This is a genomic window from Mesorhizobium sp. CA12 (genome assembly GCF_020165255.1).
GTDB lineage: Bacteria > Pseudomonadota > Alphaproteobacteria > Rhizobiales > Rhizobiaceae > Mesorhizobium.
On sequence record NZ_JAIUHT010000013.1, the window covers coordinates 1 to 16,347 of the forward strand.

At 62.7% G+C, this 16,347-nt stretch carries 14 protein-coding genes; 8 read left to right on the forward strand and 6 right to left on the reverse strand.

Annotated features, from left to right (window positions below; translation table 11 throughout):
• Positions 1–171 precede the first annotated feature (171 nt).
• The 3 genes from rpiA to gor all read left to right on the forward strand — a co-directional run bounded on the left by rpiA (position 172) and on the right by gor (position 2,996).
• Positions 172–867, forward strand: a complete 696-nt coding sequence (gene rpiA / locus LB520_RS20590) for a ribose-5-phosphate isomerase RpiA (protein WP_224638852.1) — start codon at positions 172–174, stop codon at positions 865–867.
• 21 nt (positions 868–888) lie between these two features.
• A complete protein-coding gene (locus tag LB520_RS20595) occupies positions 889–1,488 on the forward strand; it encodes a DUF2059 domain-containing protein (protein WP_095765420.1) in 600 nt (199 codons plus the stop codon).
• Between the two features lie 119 nt (positions 1,489–1,607).
• Positions 1,608–2,996 carry a glutathione-disulfide reductase gene (gor, locus tag LB520_RS20600; protein WP_224638860.1) on the forward strand — a complete coding sequence of 463 codons (1,389 nt, stop codon included), beginning with the start codon at positions 1,608–1,610 and terminating at the stop codon, positions 2,994–2,996.
• A 54-nt stretch (positions 2,997–3,050) separates the two neighbouring features.
• Here gor and mgtE read toward each other — a convergent pair whose 3' ends face one another.
• The 4 genes from mgtE to LB520_RS20620 all read right to left on the reverse strand — a co-directional run bounded on the left by mgtE (position 3,051) and on the right by LB520_RS20620 (position 9,803).
• Positions 3,051–4,415 (reverse strand): magnesium transporter, encoded by a 1,365-nt coding sequence (gene mgtE, locus LB520_RS20605; RefSeq protein WP_224530242.1) that lies wholly within the window; start codon positions 4,413–4,415, stop codon positions 3,051–3,053.
• A 280-nt stretch (positions 4,416–4,695) separates the two neighbouring features.
• Positions 4,696–6,585, reverse strand: coding sequence for an ABC transporter ATP-binding protein/permease (locus LB520_RS20610; RefSeq protein WP_224547646.1), 1,890 nt, complete (start codon positions 6,583–6,585; stop codon positions 4,696–4,698).
• Positions 6,586–7,263: 678 nt separating this feature from the next.
• Positions 7,264–7,944: a DsbA family oxidoreductase gene (locus tag LB520_RS20615; protein WP_140843327.1), complete on the reverse strand. Its 681-nt coding sequence runs from the start codon at positions 7,942–7,944 to the stop codon at positions 7,264–7,266.
• 38 nt (positions 7,945–7,982) lie between these two features.
• Positions 7,983–9,803 (reverse strand): extracellular solute-binding protein, encoded by a 1,821-nt coding sequence (locus LB520_RS20620; RefSeq protein WP_224638862.1) that lies wholly within the window; start codon positions 9,801–9,803, stop codon positions 7,983–7,985.
• Between the two features lie 293 nt (positions 9,804–10,096).
• On the opposite strand from LB520_RS20620, the gene LB520_RS20625 reads away from it, so the two are divergent.
• Positions 10,097–10,717, forward strand: coding sequence for an invasion associated locus B family protein (locus LB520_RS20625; RefSeq protein ID WP_095765425.1), 621 nt, complete (start codon positions 10,097–10,099; stop codon positions 10,715–10,717).
• A 97-nt stretch (positions 10,718–10,814) separates the two neighbouring features.
• Here LB520_RS20625 and hspQ read toward each other — a convergent pair whose 3' ends face one another.
• The gene (gene hspQ, locus LB520_RS20630; RefSeq protein WP_040983419.1) at positions 10,815–11,138 is read right to left on the reverse strand and encodes a heat shock protein HspQ; all 324 of its coding nucleotides are present in this window, start codon (positions 11,136–11,138) and stop codon (positions 10,815–10,817) included.
• A gap of 239 nt (positions 11,139–11,377) precedes the next feature.
• Positions 11,378–12,589, reverse strand: coding sequence for a UbiH/UbiF family hydroxylase (locus LB520_RS20635; RefSeq protein ID WP_224638863.1), 1,212 nt, complete (start codon positions 12,587–12,589; stop codon positions 11,378–11,380).
• 101 nt (positions 12,590–12,690) lie between these two features.
• On the opposite strand from LB520_RS20635, the gene LB520_RS20640 reads away from it, so the two are divergent.
• From LB520_RS20640 to LB520_RS20655, 4 genes are all read left to right on the forward strand, one after another.
• Complete coding sequence (locus LB520_RS20640; RefSeq protein WP_224607785.1) at positions 12,691–13,581, forward strand: DUF2182 domain-containing protein; 891 nt, start codon at positions 12,691–12,693, stop codon at positions 13,579–13,581.
• 11 nt (positions 13,582–13,592) lie between these two features.
• Complete coding sequence (locus LB520_RS20645; RefSeq protein ID WP_224638866.1) at positions 13,593–14,207, forward strand: DUF1326 domain-containing protein; 615 nt, start codon at positions 13,593–13,595, stop codon at positions 14,205–14,207.
• Positions 14,204–15,022 (forward strand): phosphatidylcholine synthase, encoded by an 819-nt coding sequence (gene pcsA / locus LB520_RS20650; RefSeq protein ID WP_181174816.1) that lies wholly within the window; start codon positions 14,204–14,206, stop codon positions 15,020–15,022. The genes LB520_RS20645 and pcsA overlap by 4 nt, the downstream gene beginning before the upstream one ends.
• A gap of 137 nt (positions 15,023–15,159) precedes the next feature.
• Positions 15,160–16,137, forward strand: coding sequence for a quinone oxidoreductase family protein (locus tag LB520_RS20655; protein WP_224638868.1), 978 nt, complete (start codon positions 15,160–15,162; stop codon positions 16,135–16,137).
• Positions 16,138–16,347: the final 210 nt, after the last annotated feature.

Here is a 16,347-nt window from a genome sequence, read left to right on the forward strand (position 1 = left end):
GGGGGGGTCATGGGTGGGTCCTGCGGCAATTGCGTTGCCGCAGCCGATACAGGCTGGCCCAAGTTCAAGCAAGAAGCCTCGATCGGTCCACAGAGCCTTTGAGGGCGAGCCTTTGACGGGACAGGCAAAAATGCTAGGAGGCGCGCGAAACCGGCGAAATCGGGGCTCCCCATGGATGCAAGGCAGTTGAAGGTCGAGGCCGCGCGGGCAGCGCTCGCCCATGTCGGCAGCGGCATGCGGCTTGGCATCGGCACCGGCACCACGGCGGAAGAATTCGTGCGGCTGCTGGCCGAGAAGGTTGCGACCGGCCTCAAGGTCATTGGCGTGCCGACTTCCGACCGCACCGCAGCACTCTGCCGCGAGCTCGGCGTGCCGCTGTCTACACTGGACGAAACACCCGAGCTCGACCTCACCATCGACGGCGCCGACGAGGTCGACCCGGAGCTGACCCTGATCAAGGGCGGCGGCGGCGCGCTGCTGCGCGAGAAGATCGTCGCGGCGGCGTCCGAGCGCATGATCGTGATTGCCGACAAATCCAAGATGGTCGAAACCCTCGGCCGGTTCCCGCTGCCGATCGAGGTCAACAAATTCGGCCTGCGCGCCACCGAGATCGCGGTACGCGCCGCCGCGGCAGGGCTAGGCCTTTCCGGCCCGGTTACATTGAGGATGACGGGAAGCCAGCCATTTGTTACAGACGGCGGCCACTTTATCCTCGATGCATCTTTTGGCCGCATTCCGGATACAAGAGCGCTGTCGAATGCTCTCTTCGCCATTCCAGGCGTTGTCGAGCACGGTCTATTTATCGGGCTGGCGTCAACGGCCATCATCGCCGGCGGCGACGGTATCGAAACCGTCCATGCAGCCTGAAACCAGGGAGTTCTACCGACTATGATTTTGCCTAAACGAGTTCGCCGCTTTTCGACGCTTCTGGCGGCCTCGGCCGTCCTTGCGCTGTCGTCACCGGTGTTTGCTCAGGACATCAGCGAATCGCATCTGAAGGCCGCGCGCGCGGCTGTCGCGGCGATCCATGCCACGGACTCGTTCGACAACATCCTGCCGCAGGCGGCCGGCGCGCTGGAGTCGCAGCTCATCCAGAAAAACCCCGACATGCAGGAACTGATCGGCAAGACCGTGACCGAGAAGGCGCTTGGCATGGCCTCGCGGCGCGCCGACCTGGAAAAGGAGGCGGCCATGGCCTATGCCAAGGTGTTCTCCGAGAAGGACCTCAACGATATCGCCGCCTTCTACAGCTCCGAGGCCGGCAAGAAGCTGCTGGATAGCGGCCCCGCGGTGACGCGCGACCTCGTCAAGGCTGCCGATATCTGGCAAAATGGCGTTGCCCGCGATCTCGCCCAGCAGGTCGGCGAGACGCTTGCGGCCGCCGCCAAGGCCAAGGCGCCGGCAGCGCCGGCGCCGGCCGCCACCGCACCCGCCGATGGTTCCGCTCCGGCGGACAATTCGGCTCCGGCTGACGATTCACAGAACTGATCGCTGTCAATCCGCCGACAGCGGCTGGACCACAAAGCCCGGGTTTGCCCGGGCTTTTCTTTTGCCGCTTGGCAGCCTACCTCTGAGCCCCGTCTTTCTCATTCGCAGGAGCCCAAGCGATGGCCGCTTATGACTATGATCTGTTCGTCATCGGCGGCGGCTCCGGCGGGGTAAGGGCGGCCCGGGTGGCGGCGGCTCTCGGCAAGCGCGTGGCCATCGCTGAGGAATACCGCTTCGGCGGCACCTGCGTCATTCGCGGCTGCGTGCCGAAAAAGCTCTACGTCTATGCTTCGCAATTTCCCGAGCATTTCGCCGACGCCGCCGGCTATGGCTGGACGGTGCGCGAGGCGAGCTTCGACTGGTCGACGCTGGTCGCCAACAAGGACAAGGAGATCGCGCGGCTCGAAGCGATCTACAAGAAGAATGTCGAAGGCCCCGGCGGCGAGACCTTTCATTCACGCGCAGTGCTCGTCGACACGCACAGCATCTATCTGGTTGCCGAGGACCGCACGGTCAGCGCCGACCAGATCCTGATCGCCACCGGCGGGCGTCCGGCGCCGCATCCGGCGCTGCCAGGCCATGAATATTGCATCTTCTCCAACGAGGCCTTCGATCTCAAGGAGCTGCCGAAGGCGATCATGATCGAGGGCGGCGGCTACATCGCCGTCGAATTCGCCAACATCTTCCACGGCCTGGGCGTCGACACCACGCTGGTCTATCGCGGCCAGGAGATTCTGAGCCGCTTCGACATGGATCTGCGCCGCTCGCTGCACGAGACAATGGAGAGGAAAGGCATCAGGATTCTTTGCCACGCGGTTTCGGAATCGGTGCGCAAGACACCGGAGGGTAGGCTGGACGCGCAGCTCACCACTGGCGAGACACTGACGGTCGACCAGGTGATGCTGGCGATCGGACGTCTCCCCAACACCGAGAATATGGGCCTGGAAGGCGTCGGCGTCGAACTCAGCAAGACGGGCGCGATCGTCGTGGACAAATATTCGCGCACCAATGTCGATAACATCTGGGCGATCGGCGACGTCACGCATCGCGTGCAACTCACGCCGGTGGCGATCCACGAGGCGATGTGCTTCGTCGAGACGGCCTTCAAGGACAACCCGACAGCGCCGGACCACGACACCATTCCGACGGCTGTATTCTCGCAGCCGGAGATCGGCACTGTCGGCCTGTCGGAAGACGACGCAATCGAGCGTTATGCGGATGTCGAGATCTACCGCGCATCCTTCCGTCCGATGCGCCACACGCTGTCCGGCCGCGACGAGAAGATGCTGATCAAGCTGGTGGTCGACGGCGCATCCAGGAAGGTGATCGGCGCCCATATTCTGGGCCCCGATGCCGGCGAGATGGCGCAGCTTCTCGGCATTCCGCTGAAGGCTGGTCTGACCAAGGAGGACTTCGACCGCACCATGGCCGTGCATCCGACCGCGGCCGAGGAGCTGGTGACGATGTACAAGCCGACCTATCGCGTGAAGAACGGCGAACGGGTCTGACCGGATCGTGGGATGCGACGGCCGCCGGCGATGCCGGTGGCCGTCAAGATGCTTCTACAGAAGCGTGCCGCGCAGGATCATCAGCGCCACCGAGAAGTAGATGACCAGCCCGGTGACATCGACCAGCGTGGCGACGAACGGCGCCGAAGCGCTCGCCGGGTCGAAGCCGATGCGCTTCAGCGCGAAGGGCAGCATCGATCCCGACAGCGAGCCGAAGGTGACGATGCCGACGAGCGCCGCTCCTACCGTCGCCGCGATCAGCATCCAGTGCGGGCCGTAGTCGTAGAAGCCGAAATACTGCCAGAGCGCGATGCGGCAGATGCCGACGATGCCGAGGATCGAGCCGAGCACAAGGCCGGTCGGCAGCTCGCGCAAGGCCACCCGCCACCAGTCGCGCAGCCCGATCTCGCGCAGCGCCAGCGCGCGGATGACGAGCGAGGTCGCCTGCGAGCCGGAGTTGCCGCCGGAGCTCATGATCAGCGGGATGAACAGCGTCAGCACGATCGCCTTCTCCAGCTCGCCTTCGTAGCTCTGCATGGCGTTGGCCGTCAGCATCTCGCTGAGGAACAGCGCGCAAAGCCAGCCGGCGCGCTTCTGGATCATCGCGAGGAAGCTCATCTTCATATAGGGCTCGTCCAGCGCCTCCATGCCGCCGAAACGGTGCACATCCTCGGTCGTCTCCTCGATCATTGTGTCGATGATGTCGTCGATGGTGACGATGCCGAGGAGCTTGCCGTGATCGACGACCGGCAAGGCGAGCAGGTCGTATTTGGAGATTGTCTGCGCCAGGGTCTCGCGATCGGTGAGCGGCGTCACCGTCACCGGCATGCGATCGGGCGCCACCGACAGGATCGAATCCTCCGGATTGCCGGTGATCAGCCGGCGCAATCCGGTCGCCCGCAGTAAAAGATGCGTCTCCGGATCGACGATGTAGATGGCGTAGATGGTTTCGCGGCTGCGCTCGACCTTGCGGATGTAGTCGAGCGTGCGCCCAACGGTCCAGTCGGAAGGCACGCTGACGAATTCCGTCGTCATGATCGAGGCGGCGCTGCCTTCCGGATATCCCAGAATGGACAGCAGCGTCGCGCGCAGCGGCGGCGCCAAGGCGCCGAGCAGCTCCGAGCGGGCCGGCTCGTCCAGCTCGCGCAGGATGTCGGCGGCGCGGTCGACCGACATGGCAGTCAGGAGCTTGCTCGCCTTCAGGCGCGGCAGGGCCTCGGCAAGCTCGGGCGCTGCTTCGAGCTCAGGCTGGTCGAAAATCTCAACCAGCCGCTCGAACGGCACGGCGCAGAGCAGCTCGATCGCCGTCTCGCGGGATTCATGGTTGAGGGCTTCAACGACGTCGGCGACGTGATCGTTGGCAAGAACACGGGCGACGGCGATTGCTTCGTCGTCCAATACGGGGGCGAATTCGTTCATGGCTCACTCCTTGCCGTCCGGCAGGACGTGAGCCGTCCGGTCACGTCAGGGCGGACGGCGGTTGCGTTCGACTGTGACTGTCGCCAGGCATGGCGGGTTGACCTTTCTGCTCGCGGGGTTCGAGTTTGAATTTGGCGAGCGGGCGCAACATAGGAGCGGTTTTTGTCGAGTCAATCGCGAAGGGCTCTGAAAATCGATGCGGGGACGCCGGATCGCGAGACTGTGATCGAAGGCAGCCCGAGCCGGGCCACCGTCGCCGGTCAAATGCTTGGTATGACTTCTATTTCTGCTTCAGCCGGCGGAAGCGCAGCCACTTGTCCTCGACTGGCCGGGGCTGGGCGAGAATGGTCGTGAGCTCGCGCGGCAAGCTGGGCGCAAGCGGCTTCTTGGTGGCCACGCCGTCGGCGATCGAAACCACACTGTGGTAGAACTCCTCACCGGACAGCGAGCGCGGCGCCACCGCCTCGTGCATGACGCTGATGACGGTGACGTTCGGGCAATTGTCCTTGATCGCCTGGTGGAAGGCGATCTTCCCTTCGGGATCGAGCGCGCCGGTCGCTTCGTCGAGGAACAGAAGTCCCGGCTGCTGCAGGATGATTCGCGCGACCACCAGCTTCTGCTTCTGGCCGCCCGAAAGCACCTGGTCCCAGATCTTGCCCTCGCGGCTCTCGTCGGCCAGCTGCCCGATGAAGTCGCCGAGGCCGGCCTTGTGCAGGGCCGCGGCAACCTGCGTGTCGCTGTGATCGCTCTCTGAACCCGGCAGGCAGACGAGCTGCTTCAGCGAGACCTGCTGCAGCTTGACCTCCTGAGCGGCGTAGAAGCTCGTCACGCCCTCCGGGAAGACGATGGTGCCGCGGCCATATGGCCACAGGCCGTTGATAGCCTTGATCAGCGAAGTCTTGCCGCAGCCGGATTCGCCCTTGAGGAAGGTCCATTCGCCGCGGCGGAAGCGCAGATTGGCGGCGCTGAGGAAAGGCGTCGCGTCCTCGCCCTGATGCGCCAGCTCGAGCTTCTGGATGGTCAGGCCGAACACCGGGTTCTGGGTGGCGTAGCCGAAGTCGGAGCGGCCGGTCTGCTGATAGAATTCGCGCGGGTGCTGAACGTTCTCGATGGCGTCGGCGAGCTCGGTGACGCGCTGGCTGTTGGCCCTGAGCGTCGCGATCGCCGGCATCACATGGATGAACCACGAGCACTGGCTGATCAACTGGGCGACCATTTCGGAGCCGGTGATGTAGCCTTTGTAGTCGAGACGGTTGTGGATGAACGACACGAGGCCCGGGGCGTAGGCAACGATACGGGCGCCGACGAAATTGTAGATCAGCTCGAACGACGTGTAGCTGGTGTTGACGATATTGAGCCGCCCCCACGTCTTGTCGATGTCGACATAGAGCCTGTCATGCATCGACTTTTGCACGCCCTCGCCATGCGAGGCGGCGACGTGGAAGCTGCGGCGCAGGAATGTCGTCAGTTCGCTGCGGTAGCTGCCCTCGGCCTGCTGCATGCGCACGTTGAGCCGCTCGAGCAGCCGCCCGAGCTTGACGGCGATCCAGGTGTTCAGCGGCACGTAGATGGCGACGGCGAGGAAAGCCAGCACCGCGGTGCCGTAGCCGCCGAGGAATTCCAGGCCCTTGACCTCGACCGAGGACCCGATCAGGTTTTCGCCGATGAAATAGAGCGAAGTCGCGACACCCAGCACGCCCATGGCAAGCCCGATGGCGCCGCCGGTCATGTCCTTGATGGATTCCTGGATGCGCTGGTCGATGTTGTCCGGAGCGACGATGCCGCCGGCCGCCGAGCCGTGCTGCGCATGAAAATGGGTATGGTTGCCGTCGAGCAGCGCCTGGTTGAACTGGCTGTTCAGCCAGCCCCGCCATTTGCGGTGCAAGGTCGTTGAAACGAGATTGCGCACGCCGGTGAAGCCGGCATCCTTCAGCACGACCAGCAGCACCAATATTCCGGCATTGGTCAGAATGGTCTGCAACGGGTGGGTGTTGGCCGCGTCGTGGAGGAAGGCGATCGAATTGCCCAACTCGCCCAGTGCCAAGGCGAACCAGACGCCAGCCTTGCTGGACAACGCCGTCAGCAGCGCGATGACGAATGTGAGGGTCCAGGCTTCCTTCCACCGGTCGGAGAACCAGTAGGCTCGCATCAGCCCCCAGAATGTGCGCATCGACGATACCGGCGTCAGCGACGAGGTCTTCGCCTCGTTGGATGTTTGCTCCGGTACTGTTCGTTGCGGTCTACCGACCCCAGTCACGATCCCGCCCAAACCTTTCTTAGTTTTGTTACACAGGGTAACACCAATTGATCATTTTCCATTAATTTTCTGCCAACGAATGTGAACACGGTTACTCGCCGTGGCATCAGGGCAACAGAAAGGCTGCGCCGGGCGATCGCTACTCGCGGCGATTTCATCTTGTATTTCAGTTTGCTAGAGCTGTTTTTGCCAGCCGGCGGCAACCTTCCCTAAGGGAAGTGGAAAACACGGGTTTGTGAATGAAAAAGAGGTGTCCGCAGGCCGCGATGACTACTGGCGGTGACCGGAATGACCGAAAATTTGCCGCCCGTGAGCTACTCAGGGTTTACCTGATTCGTCTTTTCCGGAGGCGCTGAAAATGGCCGGAAATGGTCTTGTCGGCAGTGTCGTATCTGTCGATGGCGATCTCGCCGCTGCCGAAACGGACATGGCCCTCCCGGCGATCAGGGCTGTTGCGGCGAGCTGACCAAGCTTGGCTACGGCAACAGCTTCTTCCTGAGCAAAGCCAAGGCGACCGCGAAACAGGAGGACAATTTTCAGGAAAGCGCGGGGCGGTCAGTTCGGCGGCTACGGATCGCACTGACTGAACATTCAGTTCGCGGTTTCGAGCTCGCCGCGCGCCTTGGCCTGGGCCACTTGGCGGATGGCGTCGGCAAGCGTGTCGGCATCCTGCGCGCCCATCACGGCGTATTTGCCTTCGAGCAGGAAGCAGGGCACGCCGGTGATGCCCATGCGCGAAGCGGTGGCGATCTCGTTGCGGACGGCCTCAACGTCGGCGTCGGTCGGCAGCAGCGTCTCGACCACCGACGCATCCATGCCGGCCTCGCCGGCGGCCGTAACCAACACGGCATGGTCGCCGATGTTCACGCCTTCCTCGAAATTCAGCTGGAAGAGGCGGCGCACCAGCCGATTCTGCACGTCTTCGCCGGCTGCGCCCGCCCAGCGGATGACGCGGTGCGCGTCGAGGGTGTTCGGCGCGACCTTGATGGCGCCAAAGGCAAAGCTGATGCCCTCGGCTTCGCCGAGCGGCTCGATGCGCGCGTGGATCTGATGGATGCGCTCCTCGCTGCCGAACTTGCCGAGCATATATTGGCGGCGGTCCATGCCGGCGGGCGGGATGGTCGGATCGAGCTGGAATGGCCGCCAGCGCACGCGCACGTCGATGTCGCTTGCAGAAGCGATGGCCTTGTCCAGCCGCTTCTGGCCGATGAAGCACCAGGGGCAGACGACATCGGACACAACATCGACGGTGATGGTGTTCTTGGCGCTCATGCTCGTCTCCTGTTTGGTCTCTGCCGGTCGGGCCTGCCTCAGTTGGGCTTTCGCCACCAGGTCGGCAGCTGGTAGCCGAATATGGGGGTCTTTTGCGGATGTTCCAGATAGCTCCAGTAAGCGACCCATTGCTGCGTGTTGTACTGCATCGGCACCATGTAGCTGCCTGAGATCAGCAGCCGGTCGAGCACGCGCACCGCGGCGACATAGTCTTCCTTGGTGCGGGCGTTCAGCATCGCGTCGATCGCGGCGTCGATCGCCGGATCGGCGACGCCGGCGAGGTTGAACGATCCTTCCGTTTTCGCGGCGACCGATCCCCAGCGGCCGACCTGCTCGCTGCCGGGCGACAGCGAATTGCTGAAGCCGCTCGTCCCGATCAGAACCTCGAAGTCGAAACGCTGCTTGCGCGACTGGATCTGGTCGCCGTCGAGGGTGCGGATGCCGACGCCGATACCGATCTTTTCCAGTGTGCGCTGATAGACGGCCGCCAGCCGCTCCTCGTCTTGCGACGAGGTCAGGATCTCGAAGCCGAACCGGTTTCCCTGCGGATCGAGCATCTTGCCGTCCTGGACGTGGAAGCCGGCGCTCTTCAACAAGTCGAAGGCGGCTTTGAGCACCTTGCGGTCCTGGCCTGAACCATCCGTCACGGGTGGGCGCCAAGTGCCGTCCATCACGTCGGGCGGCACGCGGCCGGGGTAGGGCGCAAGCAGCGCCTTTTCGCGATCGCCCGCGGGGTGGCCGAGCGCCGAAAGCTCGGAATTCTGCCAATAGCTCATGGTCCGGTTGAACTTGCCGCCGAACAGATTCTTGTTCGTCCATTCGAAATCGTAGAGCATGCCGAGCGCGCGGCGGACGACGGGATCGGCGAATTTGGGCAGCCGGGTGTTGAACAGAAAGCCGGTCACAACCGGGGGAATGCCGGTGTTGAAGTATTCTTCCCTCACATCCCCCTTTCGGAAGGCTGGAAAGTCGATGTCGCGCTCACGCTTGACCGGATCGGTCTCGTCATCGAGAGCGCAAATTCCTTTCTTGAATGCTTCCGTCTTGGCGTTGGCGTTGAGAAAATACTCGATCGTGACCTGATCGAAATTGTCGAAGCCGCGCTTCGACGGAATGTCTTTGCCCCAGTAATCCGGGTTCCGCTTGAAGACGATACGCTGCCCCGGCAACACCTTGTCCACGGTGTAGGGGCCGCTGCCGATCAGCGGCTTCAGCGTGGTCTTGTCGAACGTGTCCTTGTCGAAGGCGTGCTTGGGGACGATCGGCGTCAGCGCGACGATCAGCGGGAATTCGCGATTGGCCTTGTCGTTGAAGGTGAACTTCACGCTGTGCTCGCCGGTCTTCTCCAGCTTGGCGATCATGCTCATTCGGTCGCTGTAGGGCGGGCGGCCCTTCGCGGCGAAGACGTCGTAGGTGAACAGCACGTCCTCCGGCGTCACCGGCTGGCCGTCCGACCATTTTGCATTGGGGTTCAGATGGAACTCGATGCTGTTTCGCTCCGGGTCCATGTCGGCGCTGTCGGCAAGCAGCCCGTAGAGGCTGAAGGGCTCGTCATAGTTGCGCTGCATCAGCGGCTCGAAGACGAGATTGCCGTAAACCGTATCGATCATCCCGCGCGCCGTGGTGCGCAGGCTTTTCAGGATAAAGGGATTGAGGTTGTCGAAGGAGCCGACGACGCAATAGGTGACGCTGCCGCCTTTCGGCGCGTCCGGATTGACGTAGTCGAAATGCTGGTAGTCGGGCGGCAGCGCCGGCTCGCCTTGCATGGCTAAGCCGTGCTTCGGCTCCGACTGTGCAGGAAGGAGCGAAAGAGCCAGAAACGAGGTCGCGGCGATCAGCCGGACGAGAACGCGGTCCATGACCGTCTCCTTGCCGGACGGCTTTGTGATTCGCCATGCACCCTAGAGCATTTCGCTATCCGATTGAATCGGCGCGCCAATGGGAATCGGGTTCCGCCGCTCCAGCGCCGATCGACGCTTGCCCTGGACATCGAACCGCGAAGAAATCGCGGAAACCGGGCTGGATTCAACATCGCTGGCAGTGTAACACGCGCTCCGAAGTCATCCTGTTGCCTCATTTGGGCAACAGGTAGCTGGACCACACGGCACGAAGAAGCCGGTTCCCGGGATCATTTGAGAGGAAAGTGCACCATATGACGATCAACGCGTACCGCCTTTCGGTGCTGGCCGCAGGCGTGGTCGGCGTTCTGGGCGCCGGGCTTTTCACCGCCTCGGCCCAACAGCAGCCGCAGATCCCGCAGGGCTGGTTCAAGGCCTGCACCAAGCAGGAAGACGTTGACATTTGCAATGTGCAGAACATCGTCACGGCCGGCAACGGGCAGCTCGTCACCGGCGTCAGCCTGATCGAGCTCAAGGGCAAGGTGAACCGCAAGGTCTTCCAGGTCACGGTGCCGACCGGCCGCCTCGTGCCTCCCGGAATTGCGCTGCAGATCGATGCCGGCAAGGCGCAGAAGCTGGACTATGTGATCTGCTTCCCGGATCGTTGCGTGGCGGAAGTGCCGCTGAGCGACCAGCTCGTCGCTTCCTTCAAGAAGGGGCAGGGCATCACGCTCACCTCGATCAACTTCCAGAACCAGCCGAACCCGATCAAGATCGCGCTCACCGGCTTCAGCGGCGCCTATGACGGCCCGCCGCTGCAGCAGTCGGACATCGAGGACCGGCAGAAAAAGCTGCAGGACTTCGTCGCCAAGAACAATCAGGACTTCGCCAAGAAGCTCAAGGACGAGCAGGACAAGGCCAAGACCGCAAACTGATCGCGCAAGCGCGTTTCTCGGAAACAAAAAGCGGAGCAAATGCTCCGCTTTTTTTATTGCCCCGCGCCGCGCGCCCTAGGCGACGTTCGTTAGCGTTTCAGTGCTTCGACTGGCGCTTCGGCTCGTAGCGGCCGTCCGGCAGCTTGTCGAACATCTCGCCGATCTGCGGATGCCGCACCGGCTCGCCCGACCGGTCCTCGAGCAGGTTCTGCTCGGACACATAGGCGATGTACTCAGTCTCTGAATTTTCCGCCAGAAGATGGTAGAAAGGCTGGTCCTTGCGCGGACGCACGTCAGCCGGAATAGCCTCGTACCATTCCTCTGTATTGGCGAATTCGGGATCGACGTCGAAGATCACGCCGCGGAATGGAAACAGCCTGTGGCGAACCACTTGCCCGATCGAGAATTTGGCCGTTTTCATCACATTCACCACTTAGGGTCCGAGGCGCCTGTCGTGGCTGCGCGCAAGGCGCCTAAGGCCTTGAATTTACACATCACCCGGCCAAAAATCGACCCCGACTTTCGGCTGGTGCCTATTTGGCGCAGACGCGGCCGCAGTTCAATAGCCAACTGCTTGATGTTGGCTGAAGCAACGGGTTAGCCCGCGCGGGAGTTTTCCCGCCTGAGCGAAAAAGTTCCGGCATCATCGGCCTTCGAATACTACCGGCTGACCTCTTTTCTTAGGCCGCCGGCAATGGCGCGAAAGCCGCTGCCCGGCCGCAGCCCCTCGCGCATGAAGAAGGCGCGCAGCGGCGCGAAGCCGCCAAGCGCACTAAGGCCGGCGCTGCGCGCCAGCTGCGCCGGCAGCATGTCGGACAAGAGCGACATGTTGAGCAGGTTCACGGCGCCGCTGCGCGCCCAAATGTCAGGCCGGCGCCTCGTGTCATAGGCGGCAAGGCTTCGGCGCGATCCTGGATCATTGCTGTTTTCACTCGCGATTCCAATCAGATCGTCGATGTCCCTGATGCCGAGGTTGAGGCCTTGCGCGCCGATCGGCGGAAACACATGCGCTGCCTCGCCGACCAGGGCTACGCGGTTTTGCGCGAAGCGACCGGGCGAGGCGGCCGACAAAGGATAGATCTGGCGGCCCGGCTCGACAGAGACCCGGCCAAGCATCGATTGCATCTGCTCCTCGATACGCCCCGACAAGGTTGCATCGTCGAGCGCGGCAAGCTCCCGCGCGGTCTCCGGCCTCACCACCCACACAAGGCTCGAGCGCCTGCCGGGCAGCGGCACCTGCGTGAACGGCCCTGTCTCGGTATGGAACTCGGTTGAAACGAAGCCGTGCTCGCTGCGGTGGCCGAAATTGAGCACAAGCGCCGACTGCGGATAGGGACGCGCAAAGGCGCGAATGCCGGCGGCTTCCCGCGCCAGCGACAGGCGTCCGTCGGCGGCGACAGCAAGCGATGCTGAGAGTTCGCTGCCGTCGGCCAGCCGGGCATGGGCCCGATCGGCGTCCAGGTTCCAGGACTCGACGGTGGATTTCAGCCAATGAATACGACCATGAGCTGAAACCGCCCTCGCAAGGATGGGGATGAGAGCCTTGTTGGGTAAATTGAGCCCGAACTGTTCCTCGCCGATCTCGCTGGCGCGAAAGGTCACGGTTGGGCTTCGGATCAGCCGCCTTGTGGCATCGACGATGCGCATCACCTTGAGCGCCGCGGCCTGCGGCCTCAGTTCGCCAAGGATGCCCAGTCGTTCAAGGACTTTCAGGGCGGGGTTCATGAGGGCGGTGGTGCGGCCGTCGGCGGTGTTGGCCTCAGGGCCGACCAGCGTCACTTCGAAGCCGGCCTCGGCGAAGCCGAGCGCGGCGATCAAGCCGGCCGGACCGCTGCCGGCAACCAGGATGCGGGCTTTGTCGTTGTGCTCCACGCCAGGCTTCCACAATGCGAGGCGACCCGTCGGGCCTTTGTCCGGATATAGGGCAGATTGGCCGGCTTGATCAACGCGGCGATTCAGCCCATTCGATTGCCATGAGCGGCGAGCAGCATGATTTCAGCCATCTCGACCGCGCCGGCCGCGCCACGGCTGGCGTGGCGCGCAGCCCGCGCCTCGCAGTCATGCTCACGATCGGTATCGGCATCGCCCTTGCGTGGTTGCTTCTCGGCGCAATGGCGATACGCGGCGCTGAAGGCAACCCCGTCGGCGCCCCCGGCGATATGCTGCTGAAAAATCTGCCGGGCCTGCCGTTGCCGGATTTTCTCGACCGGTTCTTCGCTCTTTGCCTCGCGCCGGCGCCGCTTGCCGGCATGGCCGGCCTGCAAGCGCCGGCGCTTGTGCTGATGTGGTTCCTGATGGCCGTGGCGACGATGCTGCCTTCGGCGGCGCCGCTGATCCGCACCTATTGCGAAATCGCCGATACTGCGAAGATCAAGGGAGAGCCGGTCGTTCATCCGCTGGTGCTTGTCGCCGGATACCTCGCCACATGGCTCGGCGCATCCGTGGGTTTCAGCGTGCTGACGCTCGCGGTGTACGCCTTTGCCGGTTCCGGCCGGATGCTCGACCCCGCCGTCGGGCTTGCCGGCGCTATCGCGCTGCTTGTCGCCGGCCTCTATCAATTCAGCGGCCTGAAACAGGCATGCCTGGAAAAGTGCCGCAATCCGTTCTCGATCCTGTTCGCCAGGTGGAGCGCGAAACCAGGCCGCATCTTCCGGCTCGGCTTGGAACAGGGCGTCTGGTGCCTCGGTTGCTGCTGGGCGCTGATGCTGGTGATGTTTGCCGTCGGGGCGATGAACGTCTTCTGGATGGCGCTGATCGGCCTGTTCACGCTGATCGAAAAACAGACCGCAGGCAGGGTGGCCAGCCGTGTTGCCGGTGCGATACTGCTTGTGTGGGCGGCTGCCCTGCTATTAGTTTCGGCGTGAGGGAGAATTCGATGACCGACAAAAGCTGGGCAATGAAAGGGGAGCTGGTACTCTCCTGCAATTGCACGGTTTTCTGTCCCTGCGTGCTGTCGCTTGGCAGCCATCCGCCAACCGAGGGCTATTGCCAGACATGGGCAGGCTTCCGCATCGATGCGGGCCATTTTGGCGAGGTCGACTTGTCGGGCCTCAATCTCGGCCTGATCATGGAAATTCCCGGCTATATGAGCCGCGGCAACTGGATGGCCGGCCTGTTCATCGACAAGCGCGCGTCGATCTATGCGGCGAAGGCGCTAACCAAGATTTTCACCGGCAAGGCCGGCGGCACCACCTCGCTGTTGTCGATCCTCGTCGGGAAATTCCTCGGCGTCGAGCAGGTGCCGATCACCTACGAGACGCACGACAAGACGCGCGTCTTCCAGATTCCCAAGGTTATTGACGGCGCAGTGACGCCCATTCCTGGCAAGGACCGTGAGAAAGATACGGTGATCGCCAATTCGGAATATTGGATCGCGCCGGAAATCATCGTGGCGAAGTCCGACAAGAGCAAGATGCGCGCCTTCGGCCGCAACTGGAATTTCGCCGGCCGCTCGGCCGAAATCTGCAAGCTGGACTGGCGGGGACCGTGAGCAAGAACACAAGGGCCGGCAAGGCAGCAAAGAAGATCGCGCAACGGATCCCATTGCCGAAGAAGAAGGTGACGTGGCCGCAGGCGCGCGCGTTCTCCGTGCATCTGCTCACCGCGTCGGGATCGTTCCTTGCCTTCCTGTCGCTGGTCGCGGCGAGCGAGCAACGCTGGACGGCGATGTTCTGGTGGCTGGGGCTGGCGCTTTTCGTCGATGGTATCGACGGCCCGATCGCCAGGAAGCTCGAGGTCAAGGAAATCCTGCCGACATGGTCGGGAGAGCTCCTCGACAACATTATCGACTACGTCACCTACGTGCTCATTCCGGCCTTCGCGCTCTATCAGCGCGGCTTCATGGGCGAGAATCTGTCCTTCCTGTCGGCGGCCATCATCGTCGTCTCCAGCGCGATCTACTATGCCGACACCGGCATGAAGACGAAGGAGAACTTCTTCAAAGGGTTTCCCGTCGTCTGGAACATGGTGGTGTTCACGCTCTTCGTCATCGAGCCTGGGCAATGGGTGTCTTTCGCGGTGGTGGTGGTTGCCGGCATTTTGACCTTCATGCCGATCAACTTCATCCATCCGGTGCGTGTCGTGCGGCTGAGACCGGTCAATCTCTTTATGACGCTTTTGTGGTGCGCCTTCGGCGCGCTGGCGCTGGCGCAGGCAGCACTTGCCGCCTTCTATGACAAGATTGGCGTGCTGGGAGAGCAGGTCAGCAACTTCACCAAGATCGGCATCACGATCACCGGCCTCTATCTCGCCTGCATTGGAGGCATCATGCAGATGTTTCCCAATCTGGGCGCCAAGAAGTCCTGATCCTGGATCAGGATATTTTTGGCTGAATGGTCATCCTGGCCCTAGCTGTATATCGGCGCATGATTTTCCGAAAATCGGTTCTCCCTTTCGCAATCATGTTTCCAGATTTGTGCACTTACCCTTCAGAGAGCTGAGCGATGTTCAAGGCAATCCGCATCCACGCCCATGGCGGTCCCGAAGTCCTGGCCTATGAAGACGCCGACCCCGGCCAGCCGGGAGACGGCCAGATCCTGGTCCGGCACACGGCAATCGGCCTCAACTTCATCGACGTCTACTATCGCTCCGGGCTTTATCCGCCACTTGGCGGTTTTCCGCTGATCCCAGGCGGCGAGGCAGCGGGCGTCGTGCTGGCGCTCGGCCCCGGCGTCGAATGGCTGAAGCCCGGCGACCGCATCGCCTATGCCGTCAATGTCGGGGCTTACGCTGAGCAACGGGTGATCGCGGCCGACCGTGTGGTCAAAGTGCCGGACGGTATCGGCGACGAGCAAGCGGCGGCGATGATGCTGAAGGGCATGACGGCCGAATACCTCTTGCGCCGCACCTTTCCCGTCAAGGCCGGCGACACGATCCTCTACCACGCAGCCGCCGGCGGCGTCGGGCTGATCCTCGGGCAATGGGCAAAGCATCTCGGCGCGACCGTGATCGGCACCGCGAGTTCCGCCGACAAGATCGAGCTTGCGCGGGCGCACGGCTTCGATCACGTCATCAACTACAAAGAGCAGGATTTCGTCGCCGGCGTCGCGGCGCTGACGGGCGGGAAGAAATGCGACGTCGTCTACGATTCCGTCGGCGCCGACACTTTTCCGGCATCGCTCGACTGCCTGCGGCCGCTCGGCATGTTCGTCAGCTTCGGCCAGTCGTCGGGGCCGATCCCGCCTTTCTCGATATCGCTGCTGGCGCAGAAAGGCTCGCTCTATGCGACGCGGCCGACGCTCTTCGTCTACAATGCCAGGCGCGAGGATCTGGTGAAGTCGGCCGAAGCGCTTTTCGACGTGGTCAAGAGCGGCGCCGTCGAGATCAAGATCAACCAGCGCTATGCGCTGAAGGATGCTGCAAAGGCGCAAGCGGATCTCGAGGCCCGCAAGACGACGGGAACGACCGTCCTCATTCCCTAAAGCGCTTCACGGAAGCGGCGTACCGCTCTATCGCAATTCCGGACGGAAAACCGCTTTACACCCTTCGGCACGGTGCTATCGGGCTGTCTTGTTTTTCAGCGGCTTGCCGAGCCCGAAGGCACGGCTTGCCTGAAAAGGGATGCGGATTTTGCCGATGTTCTCGAGAGATCTATCTTAGCCCTTGAGTTTCCGCTGAAATTCTTGAAGCTC